General features: G+C 63.6%; 19 protein-coding genes. 7 read left to right on the plus strand and 12 right to left on the minus strand.

Going from position 1 to position 19,123, the window contains the following annotated elements; genetic code table 11:
* Positions 1-7: 7 nt before the first annotated feature.
* The 8 genes from ACWTU7_RS04045 to ACWTU7_RS04080 form a co-directional block, all read right to left on the minus strand.
* The gene (locus ACWTU7_RS04045; RefSeq protein ID WP_455837814.1) at positions 8-2,920 is read right to left on the minus strand and encodes a formate dehydrogenase subunit alpha; all 2,913 of its coding nucleotides are present in this window, start codon (positions 2,918-2,920) and stop codon (positions 8-10) included.
* A gap of 7 nt (positions 2,921-2,927) precedes the next feature.
* Complete coding sequence (locus ACWTU7_RS04050; RefSeq protein WP_095518965.1) at positions 2,928-3,140, minus strand: formate dehydrogenase; 213 nt, start codon at positions 3,138-3,140, stop codon at positions 2,928-2,930.
* Positions 3,141-3,173: 33 nt separating this feature from the next.
* Positions 3,174-3,845 (minus strand): TorD/DmsD family molecular chaperone, encoded by a 672-nt coding sequence (locus ACWTU7_RS04055; RefSeq protein ID WP_455837813.1) that lies wholly within the window; start codon positions 3,843-3,845, stop codon positions 3,174-3,176.
* Positions 3,846-3,947: 102 nt separating this feature from the next.
* Positions 3,948-4,649 carry a DUF3306 domain-containing protein gene (locus tag ACWTU7_RS04060; protein ID WP_455837812.1) on the minus strand — a complete coding sequence of 234 codons (702 nt, stop codon included), beginning with the start codon at positions 4,647-4,649 and terminating at the stop codon, positions 3,948-3,950.
* Positions 4,646-5,158: a DUF3305 domain-containing protein gene (locus tag ACWTU7_RS04065; RefSeq protein ID WP_455837811.1), complete on the minus strand. Its 513-nt coding sequence runs from the start codon at positions 5,156-5,158 to the stop codon at positions 4,646-4,648. Before ACWTU7_RS04065 ends, ACWTU7_RS04060 begins: the two co-directional genes overlap by 4 nt.
* Before the next feature lie 13 nt (positions 5,159-5,171).
* Positions 5,172-6,188 carry a DUF6352 family protein gene (locus ACWTU7_RS04070; protein WP_455837810.1) on the minus strand — a complete coding sequence of 339 codons (1,017 nt, stop codon included), beginning with the start codon at positions 6,186-6,188 and terminating at the stop codon, positions 5,172-5,174.
* Positions 6,185-6,727 carry a DUF6505 family protein gene (locus ACWTU7_RS04075; RefSeq protein ID WP_095518960.1) on the minus strand — a complete coding sequence of 181 codons (543 nt, stop codon included), beginning with the start codon at positions 6,725-6,727 and terminating at the stop codon, positions 6,185-6,187. Before ACWTU7_RS04075 ends, ACWTU7_RS04070 begins: the two co-directional genes overlap by 4 nt.
* Positions 6,718-7,455 carry a biotin/lipoate--protein ligase family protein gene (locus tag ACWTU7_RS04080; RefSeq protein ID WP_455837809.1) on the minus strand — a complete coding sequence of 246 codons (738 nt, stop codon included), beginning with the start codon at positions 7,453-7,455 and terminating at the stop codon, positions 6,718-6,720. The genes ACWTU7_RS04075 and ACWTU7_RS04080 overlap by 10 nt, the downstream gene beginning before the upstream one ends.
* Positions 7,456-7,557: 102 nt before the next feature.
* Here ACWTU7_RS04080 and ACWTU7_RS04085 point away from each other — a divergent pair, with 102 nt between their 5' ends.
* Entirely contained in the window at positions 7,558-9,597 is a 2,040-nt protein-coding gene (locus ACWTU7_RS04085) for a 4Fe-4S binding protein (RefSeq protein ID WP_455837808.1), read from the plus strand.
* 2 nt (positions 9,598-9,599) lie between these two features.
* Here ACWTU7_RS04085 and ACWTU7_RS04090 read toward each other — a convergent pair whose 3' ends face one another.
* Positions 9,600-10,886 carry a c-type cytochrome gene (locus tag ACWTU7_RS04090; RefSeq protein ID WP_455837807.1) on the minus strand — a complete coding sequence of 429 codons (1,287 nt, stop codon included), beginning with the start codon at positions 10,884-10,886 and terminating at the stop codon, positions 9,600-9,602.
* A gap of 110 nt (positions 10,887-10,996) precedes the next feature.
* Here ACWTU7_RS04090 and ACWTU7_RS04095 point away from each other — a divergent pair, with 110 nt between their 5' ends.
* Entirely contained in the window at positions 10,997-11,203 is a 207-nt protein-coding gene (locus tag ACWTU7_RS04095; protein ID WP_029350232.1) for a DUF6494 family protein, read from the plus strand.
* A gap of 42 nt (positions 11,204-11,245) precedes the next feature.
* Here ACWTU7_RS04095 and ACWTU7_RS04100 read toward each other — a convergent pair whose 3' ends face one another.
* Positions 11,246-12,121, minus strand: a complete 876-nt coding sequence (locus tag ACWTU7_RS04100; RefSeq protein ID WP_455837806.1) for a substrate-binding domain-containing protein — start codon at positions 12,119-12,121, stop codon at positions 11,246-11,248.
* Positions 12,122-12,219: 98 nt separating this feature from the next.
* On the opposite strand from ACWTU7_RS04100, the gene ACWTU7_RS04105 reads away from it, so the two are divergent.
* The 5 genes from ACWTU7_RS04105 to ACWTU7_RS04125 are packed head-to-tail and all read left to right on the plus strand — an operon-like array spanning position 12,220 to position 17,617.
* Complete coding sequence (locus ACWTU7_RS04105; protein WP_455837805.1) at positions 12,220-12,912, plus strand: ABC transporter permease; 693 nt, start codon at positions 12,220-12,222, stop codon at positions 12,910-12,912.
* A gap of 2 nt (positions 12,913-12,914) precedes the next feature.
* Positions 12,915-13,637, plus strand: a complete 723-nt coding sequence (locus ACWTU7_RS04110; protein ID WP_455837997.1) for an ATP-binding cassette domain-containing protein — start codon at positions 12,915-12,917, stop codon at positions 13,635-13,637.
* Positions 13,638-13,684: 47 nt separating this feature from the next.
* A complete protein-coding gene (locus ACWTU7_RS04115) occupies positions 13,685-14,497 on the plus strand; it encodes a substrate-binding domain-containing protein (protein WP_455837996.1) in 813 nt (270 codons plus the stop codon).
* A 41-nt stretch (positions 14,498-14,538) separates the two neighbouring features.
* Complete coding sequence (locus ACWTU7_RS04120) at positions 14,539-15,669, plus strand: molybdopterin-binding protein (RefSeq protein WP_455837804.1); 1,131 nt, start codon at positions 14,539-14,541, stop codon at positions 15,667-15,669.
* Positions 15,670-15,676: 7 nt separating this feature from the next.
* The gene (locus ACWTU7_RS04125) at positions 15,677-17,617 is read left to right on the plus strand and encodes a molybdopterin biosynthesis protein (RefSeq protein ID WP_455837803.1); all 1,941 of its coding nucleotides are present in this window, start codon (positions 15,677-15,679) and stop codon (positions 17,615-17,617) included.
* Here the strand turns inward: ACWTU7_RS04125 and mobA are convergent.
* Both mobA and fdhD read right to left on the minus strand, forming a co-directional pair.
* Positions 17,601-18,233 (minus strand): molybdenum cofactor guanylyltransferase MobA, encoded by a 633-nt coding sequence (mobA, locus tag ACWTU7_RS04130; protein WP_455837802.1) that lies wholly within the window; start codon positions 18,231-18,233, stop codon positions 17,601-17,603. The genes ACWTU7_RS04125 and mobA overlap by 17 nt on opposite strands.
* Complete coding sequence (fdhD, locus tag ACWTU7_RS04135; RefSeq protein ID WP_095518952.1) at positions 18,223-19,116, minus strand: formate dehydrogenase accessory sulfurtransferase FdhD; 894 nt, start codon at positions 19,114-19,116, stop codon at positions 18,223-18,225. Before fdhD ends, mobA begins: the two co-directional genes overlap by 11 nt.
* Positions 19,117-19,123 lie beyond the last annotated feature (7 nt).

Genomic DNA, 19,123 nt, shown 5'->3' on the forward strand with positions numbered 1-19,123 from the left:
CTCCCGTTCACGCCGCTACGATTTGGCAGAGCGTGCACTTCGGCTCCTGCATGCCCGTCACCGGGTCGTAGCCGTAGGTGGTGATGCTGTTGGCGCTCTCTCCCAGAACATATGGATCGGAGCCCTGCGGATAGTGAGCCCGCAGATCCTTACCCTGGAACCAGCCGCCGAAGTGGAAGGGCATGAAAGCGACGCCCCGGCCGACGCGCTCCGTGACCAGCGCCTTCACCCGCGCCCTCGAGTTGTTCTCCGCACCATTCACCCAAACCCAGGTCCCATCGCCGATGCCGCGTTCGGACGCATCGGCCGGGTTGATCTCAACGAACATCTCCTGCTGCAGCTCGGCCAGCCATCTGTTCGACCGCGTTTCCTCGCCCCCGCCTTCATATTCGACGAGCCGGCCGCTGGTCAGGATCAGCGGGAACGTCTTGGCGATGCCCTTTTCCACCGCGGCCTGCTGCACGCTGAACCCTATGTTCGGCAGCCGGAACTGTGTGGCGTCGGGATAGGTCGGATATTTTGCGACCAGGTCCACCTTCGGCGAGTAGATCGGCTCGCGATGGATTGGCACTGGGTCGGGCAGGTTCCACGCTACTGCGCGAGCTTTGCCGTTGCCGTAGGGATGGCAGCCATGGCTGAGTACGACGCGCTGGATGCCGCCTGACAGGTCTGTCGACCACGAGACCTTATTGATGTCGTCGCCGATCGTTTCGATCACGGCGAGTTCTTCCGCCGTCAGATCCTTGTCCCAGCCGAGTTTCTTAAGCACGGCCATGGTGAACTCCGGATAGCCGTCGGTGAGTTCCGAGCCTTGCGTGTACGAACCTTCCGCCAGGAGGGTCTTGCCGTTGCGTTCAACGCCGAAGCGGGCGCGGAACGGGCTACCGCCGTCCATGACATGCAGGCCGGTGCTGTAAAGATTGGCCGTACCCGGGTGGCGGATCTCCGGCTTGCCCCAACATGGCCAAGGCAGGCCGTAATAGTCGCCACCGACCTCGGGATCATCCTTCGGAGCCCGCATCGTCACCAGGTCGAACTTGTGCTGGTTCTTCATATGCGCCTTGAGGCGCTCCGGCGACTGACCGCAATAGCCCGTCGACCAGCTCCCGCGGTTCATCTCGCGCAGCACCTCCTCCGGCACCGGCCGGTCTCCCTCGACGGCTATTTTCTTGAACATCTTGTCGGCAAGCCCGAGCTTCTTCGACAAGAGGTAGATGACCTGGTAGTCGTCCTTCTGCTCGAAGCTCGGCTTGACGATCTGCTCGCCCCACTGGATGGCCCGATTTGAGGCGACGCGCGAGCCTGACGTCTCGAACTGCGTACAGACAGGCAAGAGATAAGTGTTGTCCTGACGCCCCGCTTCCACCGCCAGTGATGCCCAGGTCGTGGGATGGGGATCGGCGACAACAAGCAACTCCAGGCCTGTCAGGCCCTTCATCGATTCCGGAATACGAGCGATACTGTTGCTGGCGTGGCCCTGAATGAACATAGCACGCATGCTGTCGCGCTGCCCTATCTTGTCCTTGGGCAGCGAGACGGAATCGAACCACCTTGTCAGCGGTATGCCCGGGGTTTCCATGGCTTCCTTCGAGTCGAACTGGCTCAGCAGGTCCTCGTAGGGGATCTCCCAGACGCGAGACCAATGCTTCCAGGCGCCTTCCGTCAACCCGTAATAGAAGGGCAGGGTGACTACATCGAGCCCGATATCCGTCGCGCCCTGTACATTGTCATGGCCCCGGAAGATGTTCGCGCCAGTACCCGGCTTGCCGACATTGCCGGTGGCAAGACACAGGATGCAGCTCGCGCGCGTATTGGCGGTACCAACCGTGTGGTGTGTCTGGCCCATGCACCAGATCATCGTCGACGGCTTCTGCGTGGCGAACAGCTCGGCGACGCGCTTCACCTGGTCCCCAGGCACGCCGGTGATCTGCTCCACCTCCTCTGGCGTGTACTTCTCGACTTCCTTGCGGACCTCATCCATCCCGTAGACGCGCTGCGCGATGAATTCCTTGTCCTCCCAGCCGTTCTCGAAGATGTGCCAAAGCATGCCCCACAGCAGCGCTATGTCAGTGCCGGACCGGAACCGGACATACTCGGTCGCATGGGCGGCGGTGCGCGTGAAACGGGGATCGATGACGATCAGATTGGCCTTGTTGAGTTCCTTGCCTTCCAGCAGATGCTGCATCGCTATCGGATGCGCCTCAGCCGGGTTGCCGCCCATGATGATCATGGTCTTTGAATTGCGAATATCGTTGAAGGAGTTCGTCATCGCGCCGTAGCCCCAGGTGTTGGCTACGCCGGCGACGGTCGTCGAATGACAGATGCGGGCCTGGTGGTCCTGATTGTTTGTTCCCCACAGGGCAGCGAGCTTGCGGAAGAGATAGGTGCCTTCGTTGGAAAACTTGGCCGACCCCATCCAGTAGACGGATTCCGGGCCGGACTTTTCACGGATCTCGAGCAGTTTGTCGCCAATCCCATTGATCGCGTCGTCCCAGGAGACCCGCTCCCACTGCCCGGCGGTGAGCTTCATCGGGTATTTCAGTCGGCGGTCGCTGTGTACGAGCTCGCGTACGCTTGCTCCCTTGGCGCAATGGGAGCCACGGTTGATCGGGCTGTCCCACGAAGGCTCCTGACCGGTCCAAACCCCGTTCTGGACTTCGGCGGTAACGGTGCAGCCGACCGCGCAATGGGTGCAGACGCTTTTCTTGAGTTCGATGGGCTCGCCCGGCTGCGGCGGACTGATGGCGGCCGCCTTTTGAACGGTGCCGAGCTGAAACGACCCGATTACAGCCATCCCGCCGGCCACGAGACCGGAACGGCGAAGGAAGGTTCGCCGGTCGATGGGAGCGGAGGCGACCGTTCCCATCAGCGTGTGCAATCTTGTGCGGTTCGCCTGACCGCTCTTGCGCTTGGTCAGCATGGCGCTCTCACTTCTTCAACGTCTCATAACCGTTCACACGGTAGAATGCCTTGACGTGCTCGGTCTCGCGGTAGCGGGCCCTCGTCTCCTCCTCGCCGGGATCATAAGCTTGCGCTTCTCCGGGGCTGAGCGTCACGGCGGCCACGGCGGTCGTGGACGCGCCGCCGAAGGCGCGAAGGAAATTGCGGCGGTTCATTGCCGTCTGTTTCTTTTCCTGCATCTGCCATCCTCCCTATCTGTCGACGCGATCAGGTCACGAGCTACGTCGCGCCTCCATGGCGAAGCCTTCGGCTTCGATGTCGATGAAAATCCGCCCCAACACGCCCACTGCCCGGTAAAACCTGGCCGAGGCCGCGTTTTCCAGATCGGCGAAGAAGCGGCTCGCCCAGGGCGCGATGTGACGTTCAAAGAAGTCCCGCTCCTCGCCAGGGGGAACCACGAAATGTGTGGCGGCAAAGCCGCTCATGATCTCGAATAGCGTGCCGAGATGATCTTCCGGGTCAAAATGACCGTCGGCGCGTTCAACGCCGAGGCGCTTCATGTCCCCGCGTAGACGGGCAAGCGGCCGTTCATTGAGAAAGCCCGTCAGGTAGTATGAGGCGTAGGGAAGGAGTTCGCCGCGCCCGACCCCGATGAAGAGCTCGAAATACTCGCGACTGACCGCTGCCGGGGAGGCCGAAGCCGCGGCCTGGCCGAGTGCCGCATGAGCAAGGCCGAGCGGCGTCTCGGTGTCGCCCCGCAAACCGGAAAGCCGCGCCATAAGGTTTGCATCCGGAGCGGCCAGGAGAAGCGTGGCGAGCAGCGCGTACTCATCCGCGCGTGCGCTGTTGACGTCGTCGACGTCAGCATCTCTAACGCCGGGAACCAGAGCGTCAGCTCCGCACGACGTGCCGGTTGCCTCCTCTAGGCGCAAGTCTGGGTTCATCTACTGACCTCGACCGTGCCCCTCAACGAGTGGGTAAAGTAATACTAGTCCCCCGCCCGGCAATTGCAACAGCAACTGTGCCAAAATGGCCACATATCCAGATCAGCGCGGCACGGCGCCGCCATGGCGCCGCTGGCGATTAATCGGCGATGATTCCGCGGAGCCGGCAGCTTCGTCGCGGCCGGCGGCGGTTTCGGCCACGTCGGCCGAAGGGGATGGACGGGTTGCCGGCTCGATCGAACTGTCCGGCGTAACAGCCTGCGAAGCATCGGGTGAGGCGTTCGCGTCCTCGTCCGCCAAGACGACGGTGGGCGCAGGCGCCGTCTCCGGTGCCTCCGAAGCCATGGCGGCGCGTGCTGGGTCGGCCGGGTTGCCGCCGCTCAACGTCGACAGGAAATCCACGACAGGTTCGCTGGATTCTTTCAAGGGGCCGAATCCCGCCATGGATCCCGGCCTATTGAAGTCCCAGGCATATTCGGAAGGCCCGATATGATCACGAATTGCCGGATCGAGCGACCACATCCTGCGCAATGCGGCGCGCTTCAACATCTTGGGCACGCCTTTGCGCAGGAAGGCCGAAAGGTCGCTTTCGGCGGTCAAATCCTCAACACGGGGGAGGGACTCGGCAGGCTCGGCGGCCTCCGGCTCCGCAATTGCTGGTGCAAGCTGCTCCCCAACACCCGCTGGCGCCACAGCTTCGTCAGGCGCAAGCTGATCCTTCTGCGGCTCCGCAGTCGCGCTGTAACGCGCCGCCTGTTTTCGGCGCGACCAGCGGGCGAAGACATTGTCACTTCCCGCGCTCATTCGGCATCATCCATCGTTCCGGAGCGAGGACCGCGCCTCGCCAGGGCATTGCTGTCCGCCCGATCGCGCTTGCGCTTGATGAAGGGACGCTCAACGTGATGCGTCTCGATGAAGGCGGCCACCCATTGCTGAAGCTCGATCGGCATAGGCACGGCTTCGATGATGTCGGAGCCAGCCTCTGTCAGCGACTCGCCTTCGAACGGGTCAGCGGTCACCAGGTGCAGCACAACTCCGGGTGGAGCAGGGCTCGACCGGAGCGCGATCCAGAGGCTAGGCCGCCCCGAACGGAGGTTGTCCCGGTACATGCCCGTGTCGCACCCGAAGAGCTCGAGTTTGAAAGTTCCGGCATAGAAACGCGTCAGGCCGTCGGATTCGTGCAGCACTGACCATGGCGCCGCGCACGGCGCGCCCGCCAGCACGGCCACGGGCACCCAAACATGGTCGACCCACGGGCTGTTCAGAGCCCGTCGCTCGACGATCACCCCGACTTCCGCAGTGTCCCGCACCATGGCACAAATCCTCCTAATTCACCGTCCCCGGGGCGCGAAACGGCAGGCCTGCGATGAGGTTCTGCGGCTTCATGCGGATCGTTCGGTCGGCGGTCATGGCCATTATGAGCCAGACGGGCCTGGCGCCCACTGCCGGCTGAACTTCGCCTGTGTCGGAAAAGCTGAGCCGGAATAGTGCAACGACGCGCTTTGCTGTCTCCGCGTCGAGTTCGCCGCCGGCCCAGAGCGTATTGCCGATGCGGGTCGCTTCGGCGTCGAGGCCGACGAACCAGGCCCAGTCCTCGTCCTCGATCCGCTCCACCGGCTCGATTTCCACGCCCACTGCAACGAGATGGCGAATCCAGATCTCCATTGCGGTCGCAAGGCCGCGCCGGGCCGGACTCCGGGCGCTGCCGAGCTTGAGCACCATATCGAAGGCGTCGCTCCTGGCGAAGTAACTCTCGGGATTCTTATCGTTGAGTATCTCGAGTTCCGTGACAGCTGGACCACCAAGCATGTTGAGGAGCGGCGAGGCATGGCGGTTCTGTTCATGCAGTTCGATTGTTTCGGCATCGGCGAGAAGCACAGCCCCCTCGTGAGACGTCACGCGTTGCGGCCGATAAAACAGCTCGGCGGCTCGCAGAACGCAGGCGTCGTGCTGACCGTCCAGCGCATTGCGCAGCACGACCTGGGCAAGCTGGTTCATGAACAGCGGGGGGATGTTTTCCGCCGAGCCGCGCGCCAGCGCGAGGTATGCGGCTTCGAGTGAGGGAGCGGCCAGCACATGATCGCGAAAGGCGATCATGAACTGCCAGTTCTCGCGCGCATCCGGATCCTCCAAGGCGGCGATCTCCTCCTTTGCGACCGGCCGGCGCGGATGATGCATCAAAAGTTCGTGATGCAGGCGCAACTCCGCCGGGCAGGCGGATTCGGGGGGGAGAAGCTCTGGCCGGGCAAAATATGCCTTCAGAAAGGAGTCGGTCACGAGCAGGCGCCCGGCCTCATCTCTGTCGAGAAGGTGATGACCGGAGGAAATCCAGAAATCCTTCACTTCTGCCTCCCGGCGAATGCAAGGAGATCGAACTTTTCCGTCGACGCGTCTTCACCCTCGATTTCGACGAAGCGGAATGCCGTTGCCGGCTCCAGCCGGCTCGCCTTACGATGCAGGGTGCGGAACGACTCTCGGATGCCGGCCTGTTCGCTGGTGCGGTTGACCCCAATCAGCGTGTTCGGCGGGTGGTCGCACAGCGATTGCGCGAAGGCGATCTCCTCTTCGGCGGCGACACGCGCCGTTTCGATGTCCGGCGCACCGCATCGCACCACAAGCTGCTCGGCCAGCCGATCGACGGCTGCCGCGCGGTCATGCGCGGTCGCGTCCGTGACCACGACGAGGGTGGACCAGCCGAAGCTGTCAATGCCCAGGAACCCGGCGCGGAACGCCTGCCGTTCCTTGCCGGAAAGCGTGGCGGTATCGGCGCCGAAGAACAGGAAGGTGCCGGTCACCGCCCATTCGCCTGGTCCTGCAGCGCGCGAATAGACAAACGTGTCCGAAGCATCGAGACGGATCGTTCGCGGCAGCTTCAAATCCATGGCGTTCCCGTCCTCGGATCGAGCCAGGAAGGCCTGGCAAGCGCTTCGGCCAAGCTTTTTCGCTCGCCAAGCCTTTGAGAGGCCATATGGGAAATCAGTAGATCTCCGTTACCGGCAAGCTCTGTATGCTCATCGCCCTTTCGGGGCAGCCGGTCGAGCCAGCGGCTGGCGATCGAACCGAAGCCGGTGTCGCTCCATTCGTGGAATGCGGCCATCAGATGGCGGGAGAAGCTCGCAACGATCTCACCGGCATCGAGCGCAGCGAAGCCTAGTTCGTCAAGCGCGCCAAGCAGCGGACGCAGACCGGGCTCGCCGGCGCGGATGACGGCAGTGCGGATCATGCCCGAGAAGACGAGCCAGTCGGGGATTTCGTGCTCCCGTGCCCCTTCCGGCCAGCCCAGGCGGGCGCCGCCGACGAGAACTCCGTCGACGCGAATAGTGCCTGGCCAGTCGAAGGTGATGGGCCGCGACGGCGGAGCATGGACCGCAAGCGCATCGGCGAGCGCGTTCATGCCTGCATAGATCGCGCGACGCGCTTCCTCCAGGGGCTCCTCAGGCTCAAGCACCACGGCGAATTCGGCCAGATCGTAGCGGCGCACCCAGGCGAGCGTGCCTGCGCCTTCCTCTGCCGCGATCGCGCAGGCATGCGCGAAGGCGTCGCCAGCCTCTCTCAGCGGCACGAGGCTGTAAGGCGGTGGCAGTTGGAGGTCGCTGACAGATGGGCGCATAGTGCCGATCCATATTTTGATGACGGCGACTGTAATGTCTTTATAATACTTCCAAGGAAGAGGCGCTACCGCGTGGGCAAGGAAGATGCCACGGGAGTCGGAATGAGCCTGGCCAAACGACCCACGGTCCTGGTCTGCTCCTGCGAGCGGAGCATGCCGGGCTTCGGCGCCAGCGTCGCCCGCGGCTGCCCGGGCGCACGGGTCGAGGCGGGGGACCAGTTCTGCGGCGCGGAGCTCGACCGGGTGCGCAGCGCCCTGCGCAGCGGCGAAGCTGTCACCATCAGCTGCACGCAACAGGCGCCGCTTTTCGGCGAGCTCGCCGAGGAACTCGGTTTCGCAGGCGATCTGGTTTTCGCAAACATTCGCGAGACGGGGGGCTGGTCGCAAGGCGCTGCTGCTGCCGGCCCGAAAGCGGCGGCTCTGCTCGCTATGGCGGCCGAACCCGCTTCGGCGCCCGCGCTCGTTACGCTTTCGAGCAATGGTGTCGTCCTGGTCTATGGCTGCGACGCGACGGCGATCGATGCGGGCCGGCAACTCGCCGAGAAGCTGGACGTCACTGTGTTGCTTAGCCGTCCGCGCGAAATTGCGCCGCACCGGGTCTGGGATTTTCCCGTCATGCAGGGCACGATCCGCAATGCGCGCGGCCATCTTGGCGCCTTCGAGCTGACGGTCGACGATTTCGCGGCGCCCAATCCATCTTCGCGCGATCGGCTTCGCTTCGGGATATCGCGCGATGGAGCCGTCTCGAACGCCGACATCATCCTTGATCTCTCCGGCGGAGTTCCGCTTTTCCCTGCCCATGAATTGCGCGACGGCTACGTGAAGGCCGATCCCGGCGATCGCGCCTCCGTCGCCACTGCGATCGCAAGGGCTGCCGACTTGGTGGGCGAGTTCGACAAGCCGCGCTTCATCGATTTCTCCGCCGATCTGTGCGCCCATTCGAGATCGCGCATCACCGGCTGCACGCGGTGCCTCGACCTGTGCCCGACAGGGGCGATAACGCCTGCCGGCAACCACGTCGCGATCAATGCGGAAGTATGCGCCGGCTGCGGCAGCTGCGCGGCGGCATGTCCCACGGGTGCTGCCGCCTACGCCGTGCCGGATGCAGAATCGCTGCTTCGGCGGCTGCGGACGCTTCTTTTCACCTATCGGGAGGCGGGCGGCCTGGATGCGATCGTCCTTTTCCATGATCTCGGCCATGGCGAGCCGCTGATCGACGCACTCGCCCGGTTCGGCGCGGGTCTGCCCGCAAATGTCCTGCCGGTCGCCGTGAACGAGACAACCCAGTTAGGGGTCGAGGCGTGGACCGCGCCAGTCGCTTGGGGCGCTTGCGCTGTAAGGGCTCTGTCGTCGGCCAAGCCCAGGCATGAGCTTACCGGAATTGCCGCAAACATCGCGATCGCCAATCTTTTGAGCCAGTCTCTCGGTTATGGCGCCGAGGTCTGCGGATTGATCGAAGAGGACGATCCCGACATCCTCGCCTCGGCGCTCGACATGATTACCCCAGACGTTGCGTCGCGGCGCCCGGCGGCATTCCTGCCCATCGGCAAGAAGCGCAGCTTGCTGACGAGCACCATGGTCGAGCTCCATCGAGCTGCGCCGACGCCGGTCGACCGCGTGGCGTTGCCTGCTGGAGCTCCGTTCGGCGGCCTGGACGTCAATGTCGACGGCTGCACGCTCTGCCTCTCTTGTGTATCGGCCTGTCCAACGGGGGCGCTTTCCGACAGCGAGCAGCAGCCGGCCTTATATTTTTCCGAGAGCGCCTGCGTGCAGTGCGGCCTTTGCGCCGCGACCTGCCCGGAGAAGGTCATCACCTTGACGCCGCAGGTGGATTTTCAGGCATGGGGCGCTCGCAGCCGGGTCGTGAAGCAAGAGGAGCCGTACAACTGCATCCGCTGCGCGAAGCCGTTCGGCACAAGGAGCACTGTCGAGCGGATCGTCGCCAAGCTCGAAGGCAAACACTGGATGTTTGCAGGCGAGAACGCACGGCGGCTCGACCTTGTACGGATGTGCGACAATTGCCGTGTCGATGCGGCCATGAATGAGGGCTTCGATCCTTATGCCGGCCCTAGTCGCTCGCCGCCGCGAACCACGGAAGACTATCAGCGGCAGCGCAAGAGCTCGAGCGATAAGGCGGTCTGAGCCTAGTCGGTACGTGTCTCGGCCTGAAGAAAGCGGATCAGGGCTGCCCGATCCTCAGCATTGCTGATCGTCTGTTCAGGCATCTTGGTACCGGGGGTGTAGGCGTTCGGACCCAACTCGAACAGCGCCGACACTGTTTCCGGTGTCCAGACGATGTCCATTTTTCGGAAAGCGGGCGAATAGTGGTAACCCGGCACGGATGCTATTTTGCGCCCGAAAATGCCATGCAGCGTGGGCCCGGCTCGATGGCCGTCCTTCGGGTCGAGAGTATGGCAGGCAACGCAGGCGCGAAATACTTCCGCGTCCGGATTACCCGCGTATCTGGCCATTGGATCGGCCCTGCCGGCCGTAGCGGCTCCAAGGCGCTCGCCCGTCGCGATGTTCCATTCCCGCACCAGATGGTCGGCGCCGCCAGCCAGAAGCGTCTTGCCGCCAGCCGCGAACGCAAGCGACCATACCGCCACGCCGGATGTGTCGAGAGTGCGGATGGTGGAGAGGCTCATAGCGTCCAGCAACAGGATTCCATCACCGATGCCGGCGACTGCGAGATAGTTCGGGTCTGGCGTGGCGGCGAGCGCAATCACCGGTTTGCGTAAGGCCTGAACTTCCAACTGCACTTTGCCGCGCCGATCGAGCAACCGTACCCGCCCGTCCGCACCTCCGACGAACAGCCGGTCGCCGGGCGCTCTTACAAGCGTGTTGAGCGGCGTCGGCATGATGGCCCGAACCGGCGCCGCCCCAGCCTGGCTCGGCCAAAAGATGACTGTGGCGTCATAGCCGGCGCTGACGAGGGTTGCGTCCGCCAGGAAGGCGAGTGCATTGACGTTTGCGCCATGGCCTTCCAGGACGCGCGCTTTCCCACCAGCAAGGGGCCAGAGCCGGACGGTGGTGTCCCAGGACGCCGAAGCCAGCATCGATCCGTCGGGTGACAGTTCGAGGTCGGCGACAGGTCCGGTGTGACCCTGCAGAATGAGGGCCGGCTCGCCTCGACCGGTTTGCCAGATCGCGATGCGACCGTCCGCACCCGCACTGGCAAAGCGCCCGTTCGGCAGTGCGGCCACGGCACTTACCTCACCGTCATGAAAGAGCAGCACGTCGCGCGCTTCGCCGGTCTCCAGCGACCAGATGATCGCCCTGGTGTCAAAACTGCCGGTTGCCACCGTCTTTCCGTCCGGCGCCACGGAAATCGCCCGCACGGGACCGCCATGCCCGCGCAGTTCCGCGCCATGTGTCGTCGCGCCGGCGAGGAAAACAGCAGCGAGCAAATGCATTGCGAGCGTCTTATGCATTGCGCATCATACGTTTCCGTGTTCCGCTGGCCGGCAGCGCCCTTCGCCGGAGAGCAGCATGCGATCGCAATCCGACCAGCCGCACCGTCCCAGCTATTAGAGGCAATCATATGACCCAAAACATGGAAACCGATCCCTTCAACGTGTCGATGCGCAAGTTCCTGAAGCAGGTCGGCGTAACCTCGCAGCAAGCAATCGAAAAGGCCGTGGCGGATGGGGGGCTGAAAGGGCAGGGGCGTCTGACTGTGAGGGCCGTGATTACGGCTGAACGCGCCGGTTTGCACCACGTCGTCGAAGGCGAAATCGACCTCGGCTGAATAGGTTCGGCGGCGCGTCCGGCGCCCCATTGACACCCCACCTCAATTGAAGAAACGGACCTGCCCGGCCGGGCTCGTGTCATACCCCGTGAGTTCTGCGGCGCGCCGGGCGAAGCTGTCCTGAGCCATGAGGCGGATCAGCGCCTGGATCGAAGGCTGAAAATAGGTTCGCTGCCGCATCAGCAGATCGAAATTCTCCCACGCCAATGATACGAACTCCAGGCCGGCGGCGCGCGCGGCGGCGCGTGTGGCGATTCCGCAATCGGCCCTCCCGGTCCGGATCGCGGCTGCGAGATCAGGCCCTGTCAGGCATGGCGGCGCGAGCCGGTTCAACCGCTTCCGGCTGGCGCCGGCGCGGGCGACCAGGACATCCAGCAGCATTTGGGCTCCGGCCCCGGTCTGACGCACCGCCATTTTGGCGCCGCTTTCAAGGACATCGGCCAGGCTGTTGAGCGATCGGGGGTTGCCCGGCGGCAGCAGCAGCCCCTGTTCGCGCCGCGTGAAACCGATCAGCACCGCATCGTGCAGCCGCGGCATTGCGCGCGCGGCCTCCACATTGGGGTCGGCTGCATCATTGTGGTAATGGATCGCGGCAGCGGCGACTTCGCCACGCAAAAGACGCGCAACGCCGGCTCCCGTCCCCTCGGTCAGCGAGGCGAGGCCGGAGCCTGCCTGGCGAAGGCTCCATTCAAGCAGATCGTCCTGGCTGCCGCCGACTATGGGCGGCGGCTCGGGCGGAATCAGTCCCTCAGGATGCGACAATCCCGAGAGAACCCACCGGTCGAGTTCGTTACGCGGAAACAGCCACTTGCCCGTCACTTTGCTGCACGGGATCCTGTTTTTGGCGACCAGTTCGTAAAGCTTGCGTTCGCCCAGGCGCAAATAGTCTGAGGCTTCCGGAATCGTCAGCAAATCCATCCTGCAATATTATGCATATTCCTGCGCAATTTCAACTGTTTGACGAATGCGGAAGGAATGCAGCAGAATACAGGACGACGCGGCGCAGGTGAACGGGAATGTCGGAAAGCCTAAGTGCATGGCAGCTTATGGCGAGCGGTGACGCGACGCTGATCTCGATAGTGCGTCTTTCGCTAACCATCACCCTGGCCGCCGTTGCAATTGCAGCCGTCGTGGGACTGCCGCTCGGGGCGTTGCTGGCTCTGACGCGTTTTCCGGGACGTTCCCCGCTCGTGGTGCTTGTTAACGGCTTCATGGGCCTGCCGCCAGTTGTCGTCGGCCTGACCGTTTACCTGCTGTTATCCCGATCAGGGCCACTCGGCGAGTTCGGCCTGCTGTTCACACCGGCCGCCATGGTCATCGCGCAGGCGCTTCTCGTCCTGCCGATCATCGCAGCTCTGACGCGCCAGACCATCGAGGATTTGTGGCGCGAATATCGCGACGAACTGACAGCGATGGGCGTCGGCCCGACAGGCAGGGTGGTAACGCTCTTGTGGGACAGCCGTTTCAGCCTCATCACCGCAATGCTCGCAGGCTTCGGGCGGGCGGCCGCCGAAGTCGGCACAGTAATGATCGTCGGCGGCAACATAGAAGGCTTTACCCGAACCATGACGACCACGATCGCGCTCGAAACCTCAAAGGGAGACCTGCCGCTCGCGATGGGGCTCGGCATCATCCTGATCGGCCTCATTCTTGCCATCAATGCCGCTGCCTGGGGCCTGCGAACCTGGTCGGAGCAACGGGTGGCTTGATGATGCGTGCATCGCTTACCGACCTTCCTCTCATTCTGGACCGCGTCTCGCTCAGCGCAGGCGCCATGACTATGCTTGACCGCGTGAACCTGGCGATTACTCCCGGCGCGCCGACACTCGTGCTCGGTCCCAATGGGGCGGGCAAGACGTCACTGCTTCGGGTTTGCATGGGACTTGCCGCGCCTTCCGCAGGAACTGTGAGCTGGGGTGGGCGCACCGATCGCGGGCTAGGGCGCCGGGCAATGCTGCTCCAGAAACCGGTGATGCTGCGCCGCTCCGTCGCAGCCAACGTCGCCTACGGACTGGCGCAAGCTGGTTGTCGGCGCCATCGTCGCGCGGCACGCACCGAGGAACTTCTGGATCGTGTGGGCCTTCTGGGCCTGGCGGCGCGACCTGCGCGCCGCTTATCCAGCGGCGAGCAACAGCGCGTGGCGCTTGCCCGCGCACTGGCGCGCGAGCCCGAGATCCTGCTGCTCGATGAGCCCACCGCCAGTCTTGATCCCGCTGCTACCCGCCATGTCGAGGAGATCATCCTCATGGCCTCGCAATCGGGCACCAAGATCGTCATGGCTTCACACGATCTCGGGCAGGTGCGCCGGCTCGCGGCAGATGTCGTCTTCCTCGTTTGCGGCCGACTGTGCGAGCACGCCAGCGTCGATGATTTTTTCGATCGCCCATCATCAGCAGAAGCTGCCGCCTTTATTCAAGGAGAGCTCGTCCTTTGACTGCGGAGACGGAGCTTCCAGTGTTCAACCGTCGACTGTTTGCCGCAATTGCGATCATTTTGACTGCCCTCGGCTCCAGCGGCACATTGGCCGGCGCGAAGGAGCGGTCGATCGTCGTGGCCTCGACGACCTCGACGCGGGATTCCGGCCTTTTCGATCACATACTGCCTTTGTTCGCCACAAAGACCGGTATCTATGTGAGGGTGGTCGCGCAGGGAACCGGCCAGGCCCTCGACGCCGGCCGCCGGGGAGACGCAGACGTGGTCTTGGTCCATGCCAGGGAGCAGGAGGAGAAATTCGTCCGGCAAGGTTTTGGCGTGAGACGCTTCGATGTGATGTACAATGATTTCGTCCTGATCGGGCCCAGAGGCGACCCGGCCGGCATCAAGGGTTCGCCGGATGTCGCTGCCGCCTTGACATCGATCCAGAGCAAGAAAGCTGTTTTCGTTTCCCGCGGTGACAAATCTGGAACCCACTTTGCAGAACTCGGACTCTGGAAGGCGGCAGGTGTCGATGTCGCGGCGATGAAGGAGCCCTGGTACAAGGAAATTGGGCAGGGCATGGGCGCTGCGCTCAACACAGCCAGCGCCATGAATGCCTATGTGCTTTCCGATCGCGCCACATGGCTGGCGTTCAAGAACCGCGGCGAACTGGAGATCCTGGTCGAAGGCGACGAAAGGCTGTTCAACCAGTACGGCGTCATGCTGGTGAATCCCGCGAGGCACGCGAGCGTCAAAGCTGAACCCGGCCAACGCTTCATAGATTGGCTGATCTCGCCTGAAGGACAGCAGGCGATTGCCGAATACAAAATTGACGGCCAGCAACTCTTTTTCTCGAACGCCGAGCAGGAGCGCTTCTGAAGTCGGTTGCAAAGCGGTTCGCACCTGCCCCATCATCGGACATGATGAGAATGCAGCCTTCCCTCGGCGCGCTGACCGGTCTCGAAGCGGCTCTCGCCGGACTCCTCGACGGGGTGGTACCGGTTGCGCCCACTCTTTTGCCGCTTTACCAGACGCTTGGAAAGATTGGGGCCGCTATGCCGCCCCTGGTACACGCGCAGCCCACCCGCGACACGGCAAAGACAGATGGCTGGGCGTGTCGCGCGCTCGATCTTGCCGGTGCGTCGGCCTATTCGCCGCTGCCGCTGATGGCAATTCCGGTCTGGGTAGAGGCAGGCGTCGCCATGCCGGAGGGATGCGATTGCGTTCTCGATGCCGATCTCATCGATTGCAGCGGCCCGATGCCCCAGGCGCTCGGGGAAGCAGCACCGGGCCAGGGCGTGCGACGCGCTGGCGAGGACATGGAGGCGGGCCGACCACTCATCATTGCAGGGCACAGGCTGTCGGCCGCGGACCTCCTCGCCCTGCGGAGTGTAGGGATTGGTGAAATTGCGGTGCGGGCACCGCAGGTGCGCCTGATCGATGTCGCCGCCCCGGCGAGCGATACTTTAACGGGGCATTTTATCGCCGACCTCGCAAGAGCCTCTGGCGCCACGGTGTTCGATATCGAAACGGTTACGCGCGACGCCAGATCCGTCGCCCAGGCGCTTGCGAGTGCAGCCGGCGATTTGATCATCCTGATTGGAGGCACTGGTGCGGGGCGCGCCGACGCAACAGCCGACGTGCTTGCCGCGCGTGGGGCGCTCATCGCCCACAACATAGCGCTGCAGCCCGGCCGAACCGCGGCGATCGGCCGGCTCGACGCGGTCCCGATAATTGCTCTGCCCGGCGCGCCCGATCAGGCCTTTGCCGCCTTTCTTGCGCTGGTTCAGCCGACCATCGATCGCCTGTCGGGCAGGAGCGCCCGGCGACAGACGGTCCTGGCACTGGAGCGAAAAATCTCCTCCACGGTCGGGCTGGCCGAGATCGTCCTCCTGAAGCAGGAACAAGACAGATGGGCCCCACTTGCGATAGGAGATTTTTCCCTGGACGCGATCCGCATGGCGGATGCATGGCTTGCTATTCCAGGCGGCAGTGAGGGGTGTGCTGCGGGAACAGCTGTCGGCGCCTTTGTGTTCGACGATCCCAGATGAGTAAGTCATGACCAGATCCACCCGCCAAGATACCGGCCAGGAGCAGTTCCTGACGGTCCTGTCGCGCGACGAGGCGCTCGCCCGTTTCGAGGCGGCGCTTTTTCCGCGAACGATCCCGACCGAAGAACTGACGCTTGCGGATGCGCTTGGGCTGGCGCTTGCCGATGATGTCATGGCTCCTATCGACGTGCCTCCCTTCGACCGTTCGAACGTCGATGGTTTTGCCGTGCGCGCCGCCGACATGGCCACCGCGTCGGAGGCCCTTCCTGCCAGGCTCCTGCTCAACCACGAAACTATCGCATGCGGTGTTGCCCCGCAAATACCTGTGCTCGCAGGCACCGCCACCTCCATCTCTACGGGCGGTCCCGTGCCGCGCGGCGCCGATGCCATCGTCATGGTGGAGCACACTCAACCCACCGAAGGTGATGCCATCGAGGTCAGGCGCGGAGCCTCGCCCGGCCAGTTCATCTCGCATGCCGGATCCGATATTGCCCGCGGTGAGGTTCTGCTGCGCGCCGGAACGGTGATCGGCTCGCGAGAAATTGGCATGCTTGCCGCCTGCGGAATTGCGCTGGTGACGGTGGCGCGTAAGCTGCGCGTCGCGGTTTTGTCGACTGGCGACGAACTTGTCCAACCGGGCGACGCCCTTCGACCCGCCGGCATTTACGACGCCAATGGGGCAATCGTCAGCGCCGCGATAACTGAAAATGGCGGCGAGGCGAGCTTTCTCGGCGCGTATCCGGATGACGAAGCCAAGCTGGAAGCCGCCATGCGCGAGGCGCTAGCGACCCATGAGGTGTTGATACTGTCGGGCGGGACGTCCAAGGGCGCCGGTGATGTCAGCCACCGCATCGTGAACCGTCTCGGCGCGCCCGGCATCGTTGCCCATGGCGTGGCGCTGAAGCCGGGAAAGCCGCTCTGTCTCGCCGTTTGCGACGGCAAACCGGTCGTCGTGCTGCCGGGATTTCCGACTTCGGCCATGTTCACTTTCCACGACATGATCGTACCTTTGCTGCGCCGCATGGCGGGCCTGCCGCCTCGGACCGAAGCGAAGGTCACGGCAAAGGTTCCGCTGCGCATTCCTTCCGAACTCGGCCGCACGGAGTTCGTGATGGTATCGCTGGTCGAGAGTGATGAGGGGCTGGTCGCCTATCCCACCGGCAAGGGCTCGGGGGCGATAACTTCCTTTGCCCAGGCGGATGGCTTCATCAGCATCGAAGCTTTAGCCGACAATATGCCTGCCGGAAGCGAGGCTTCGGTGACGCTGTTCACACCGCACGTCCGTATTCCCGATCTCGTGGTGATCGGCAGCAACTGCACGGGCCTGGATCTCGTCGTGGGCATTCTGTTTCGCGCCGGCCTGACGGTGCGGTCTATCGCGGTCGGGAGCCTGGGCGGCCTGGCCGCGGCTAAACGGGGCGAGTGCGATATCGCGCCCATCCACCTCTTCGACGCCAAGACGCAAAGCTACAATGCGCCGTTCCTGAGCGACGGCCTCGAACTCGTGGAGGGATGGCGGCGCATGCAGGGCATCGTCTACCCCCCAAGCGACATCCGCTTCCAGGGGGCCGACGCAGACGAGGCGGTGCGTGCCGCACTCGCCGATCCAAATTGCATGATGGTCAACCGCAACCAGGGCTCGGGTACACGCATCCTGATCGACCAACTGCTTGGTCCGGCGCGTCCCGACGGATATTGGAACCAGCCCCGCTCGCACAATGCCGTCGCGGCGGCCGTGGCGCAGAACCGAGCAGACTGGGGCGTCACCATTGCGCCGGTGGCGCAATCAGCCGGGCTCGGTTTCATTGCGCTGAAGGAAGAGCATTATGATTTCGCGCTGGTCTCTGCCCGCAAAGAGCGACCCGCGGTGCAGGCCTTCCTTACCGCGCTCACTTCGCCTGAATTCAACGAGGGGATCGAGCGCATGGGTTTTACCCGACCTGGCTAAGGTGCCAGAGCCGTTCGGCCTCGGCAAAATCTTCGACCGTGTTGACATTGAAGAATGGATCCACCGGCTTGGCCGGCCAGGACGCGGTGGCAACCTGGTAGCGAGCCGTCCAGAGGTCGATCTTGCGAATGCCCTCTTCGACGAGTGCATGGCGTAACTCATCGCGCATCGCCACTTGCCAGAGTCCGATGACAGGATGCGTCCGGCGCGCTGACACCGCCACCGCCAGATCCGCACCTTTCGCCAAGCGCGCCCGATGCAGCCGTTCGACGAGGTCGCGCGGCAAAAAAGGACAGTCCGCCGCGACGCTGACGACCCATTCGACGTCGGGCCTGTTCTCCTCAGCCCAATTGAGGCCCGCAAGCACGCCAGCGAGCGGCCCCGGATAGTTCTCGACCGGGTCGGCGACGACTGGAAGGCGAAAGCGGTCAAAGCGGGCAGGGTCGCCATTGGCGTTCAGCAAGAGCCCGTCGCATTGCGGGCCGAGGCGATCGAGGACACGATCGAGGATCGTGAGTCCGTCGATCCGACGCATGGATTTGTCGCCACCGCCCATGCGCCGGGCGAGCCCCCCGGCGAGAACGACGCCCAGGGTGGGCACCTTCTTATTCGCCATCGGCGGCTCCCTTGCGTCTGTGACGAGGTGCTTCCTCGTCGACGGAAGCGAGGTCCTGGTCGAAGACAATCCGATCCTCGCCAGACAGCACGGCGAACCGCTTGCCGCGCGCCCGGCCGACGAGCGTCAAGCCTGCCTGACGCGCCAAATCGACGCCCCAAGCGGTAAAACCCGAGCGTGAGACGAGGATCGGAATGCCCATTCGAACCGTCTTGATCGTCATTTCCGACGTCAGCCTGCCCGTCGTATAAAGGATCTTGTCGGCCGGATCGATGCCGTGGCGATACATCCAGCCGGCGATCTTGTCGACGGCATTGTGGCGCCCGACATCCTCCATATAACAGACCGGCGTTCCTTCCTTGCAAAGCACGCAGCCATGAATCGCGCCCGCTTCAAGATAGAGCGACGGCGTCGTGTTGATCGTGCGGGTCATTTGGTAAAGCCAGGAGGTGTGCAGTACGGCTGCCGGCAGAGCGGTATTTTCGAGCGCCTCGAGAAGATCGCCGAAAGCCGTACCCTGCGCGCAGCCTGAAGTCTGCGTCCGTTTCTTGAGCTTCTGCTCGTAATTGGTGTTGCGCTCGGTACGAACGATCACGACCTGCAGGTCGTCGTCATACTCGACTTCGGTTACGACGTCGTCGAATTTGAGCATGTTCTGATTGAGCAGGTAGCCCAGCGCCAGATATTCGGGATAATCGCTGATCGTCATCATCGTGACGATCTCCTGCGCGTTCAGATAGAGCGTCAGCGGGCGTTCAACGGGGACGCGGACTTGAATAGCGGCGCCCGTATGATCGATGCCGCTGACCTGTTCGGTCAATCGGATGTCCTCCGGACTCGGCATGATGATGGCGGGGTCTGGTCGGCTTTTCATCTGCTGCATGGCGCTC

It is taken from the genome of Mesorhizobium sp. BHscii (assembly GCF_053848065.1).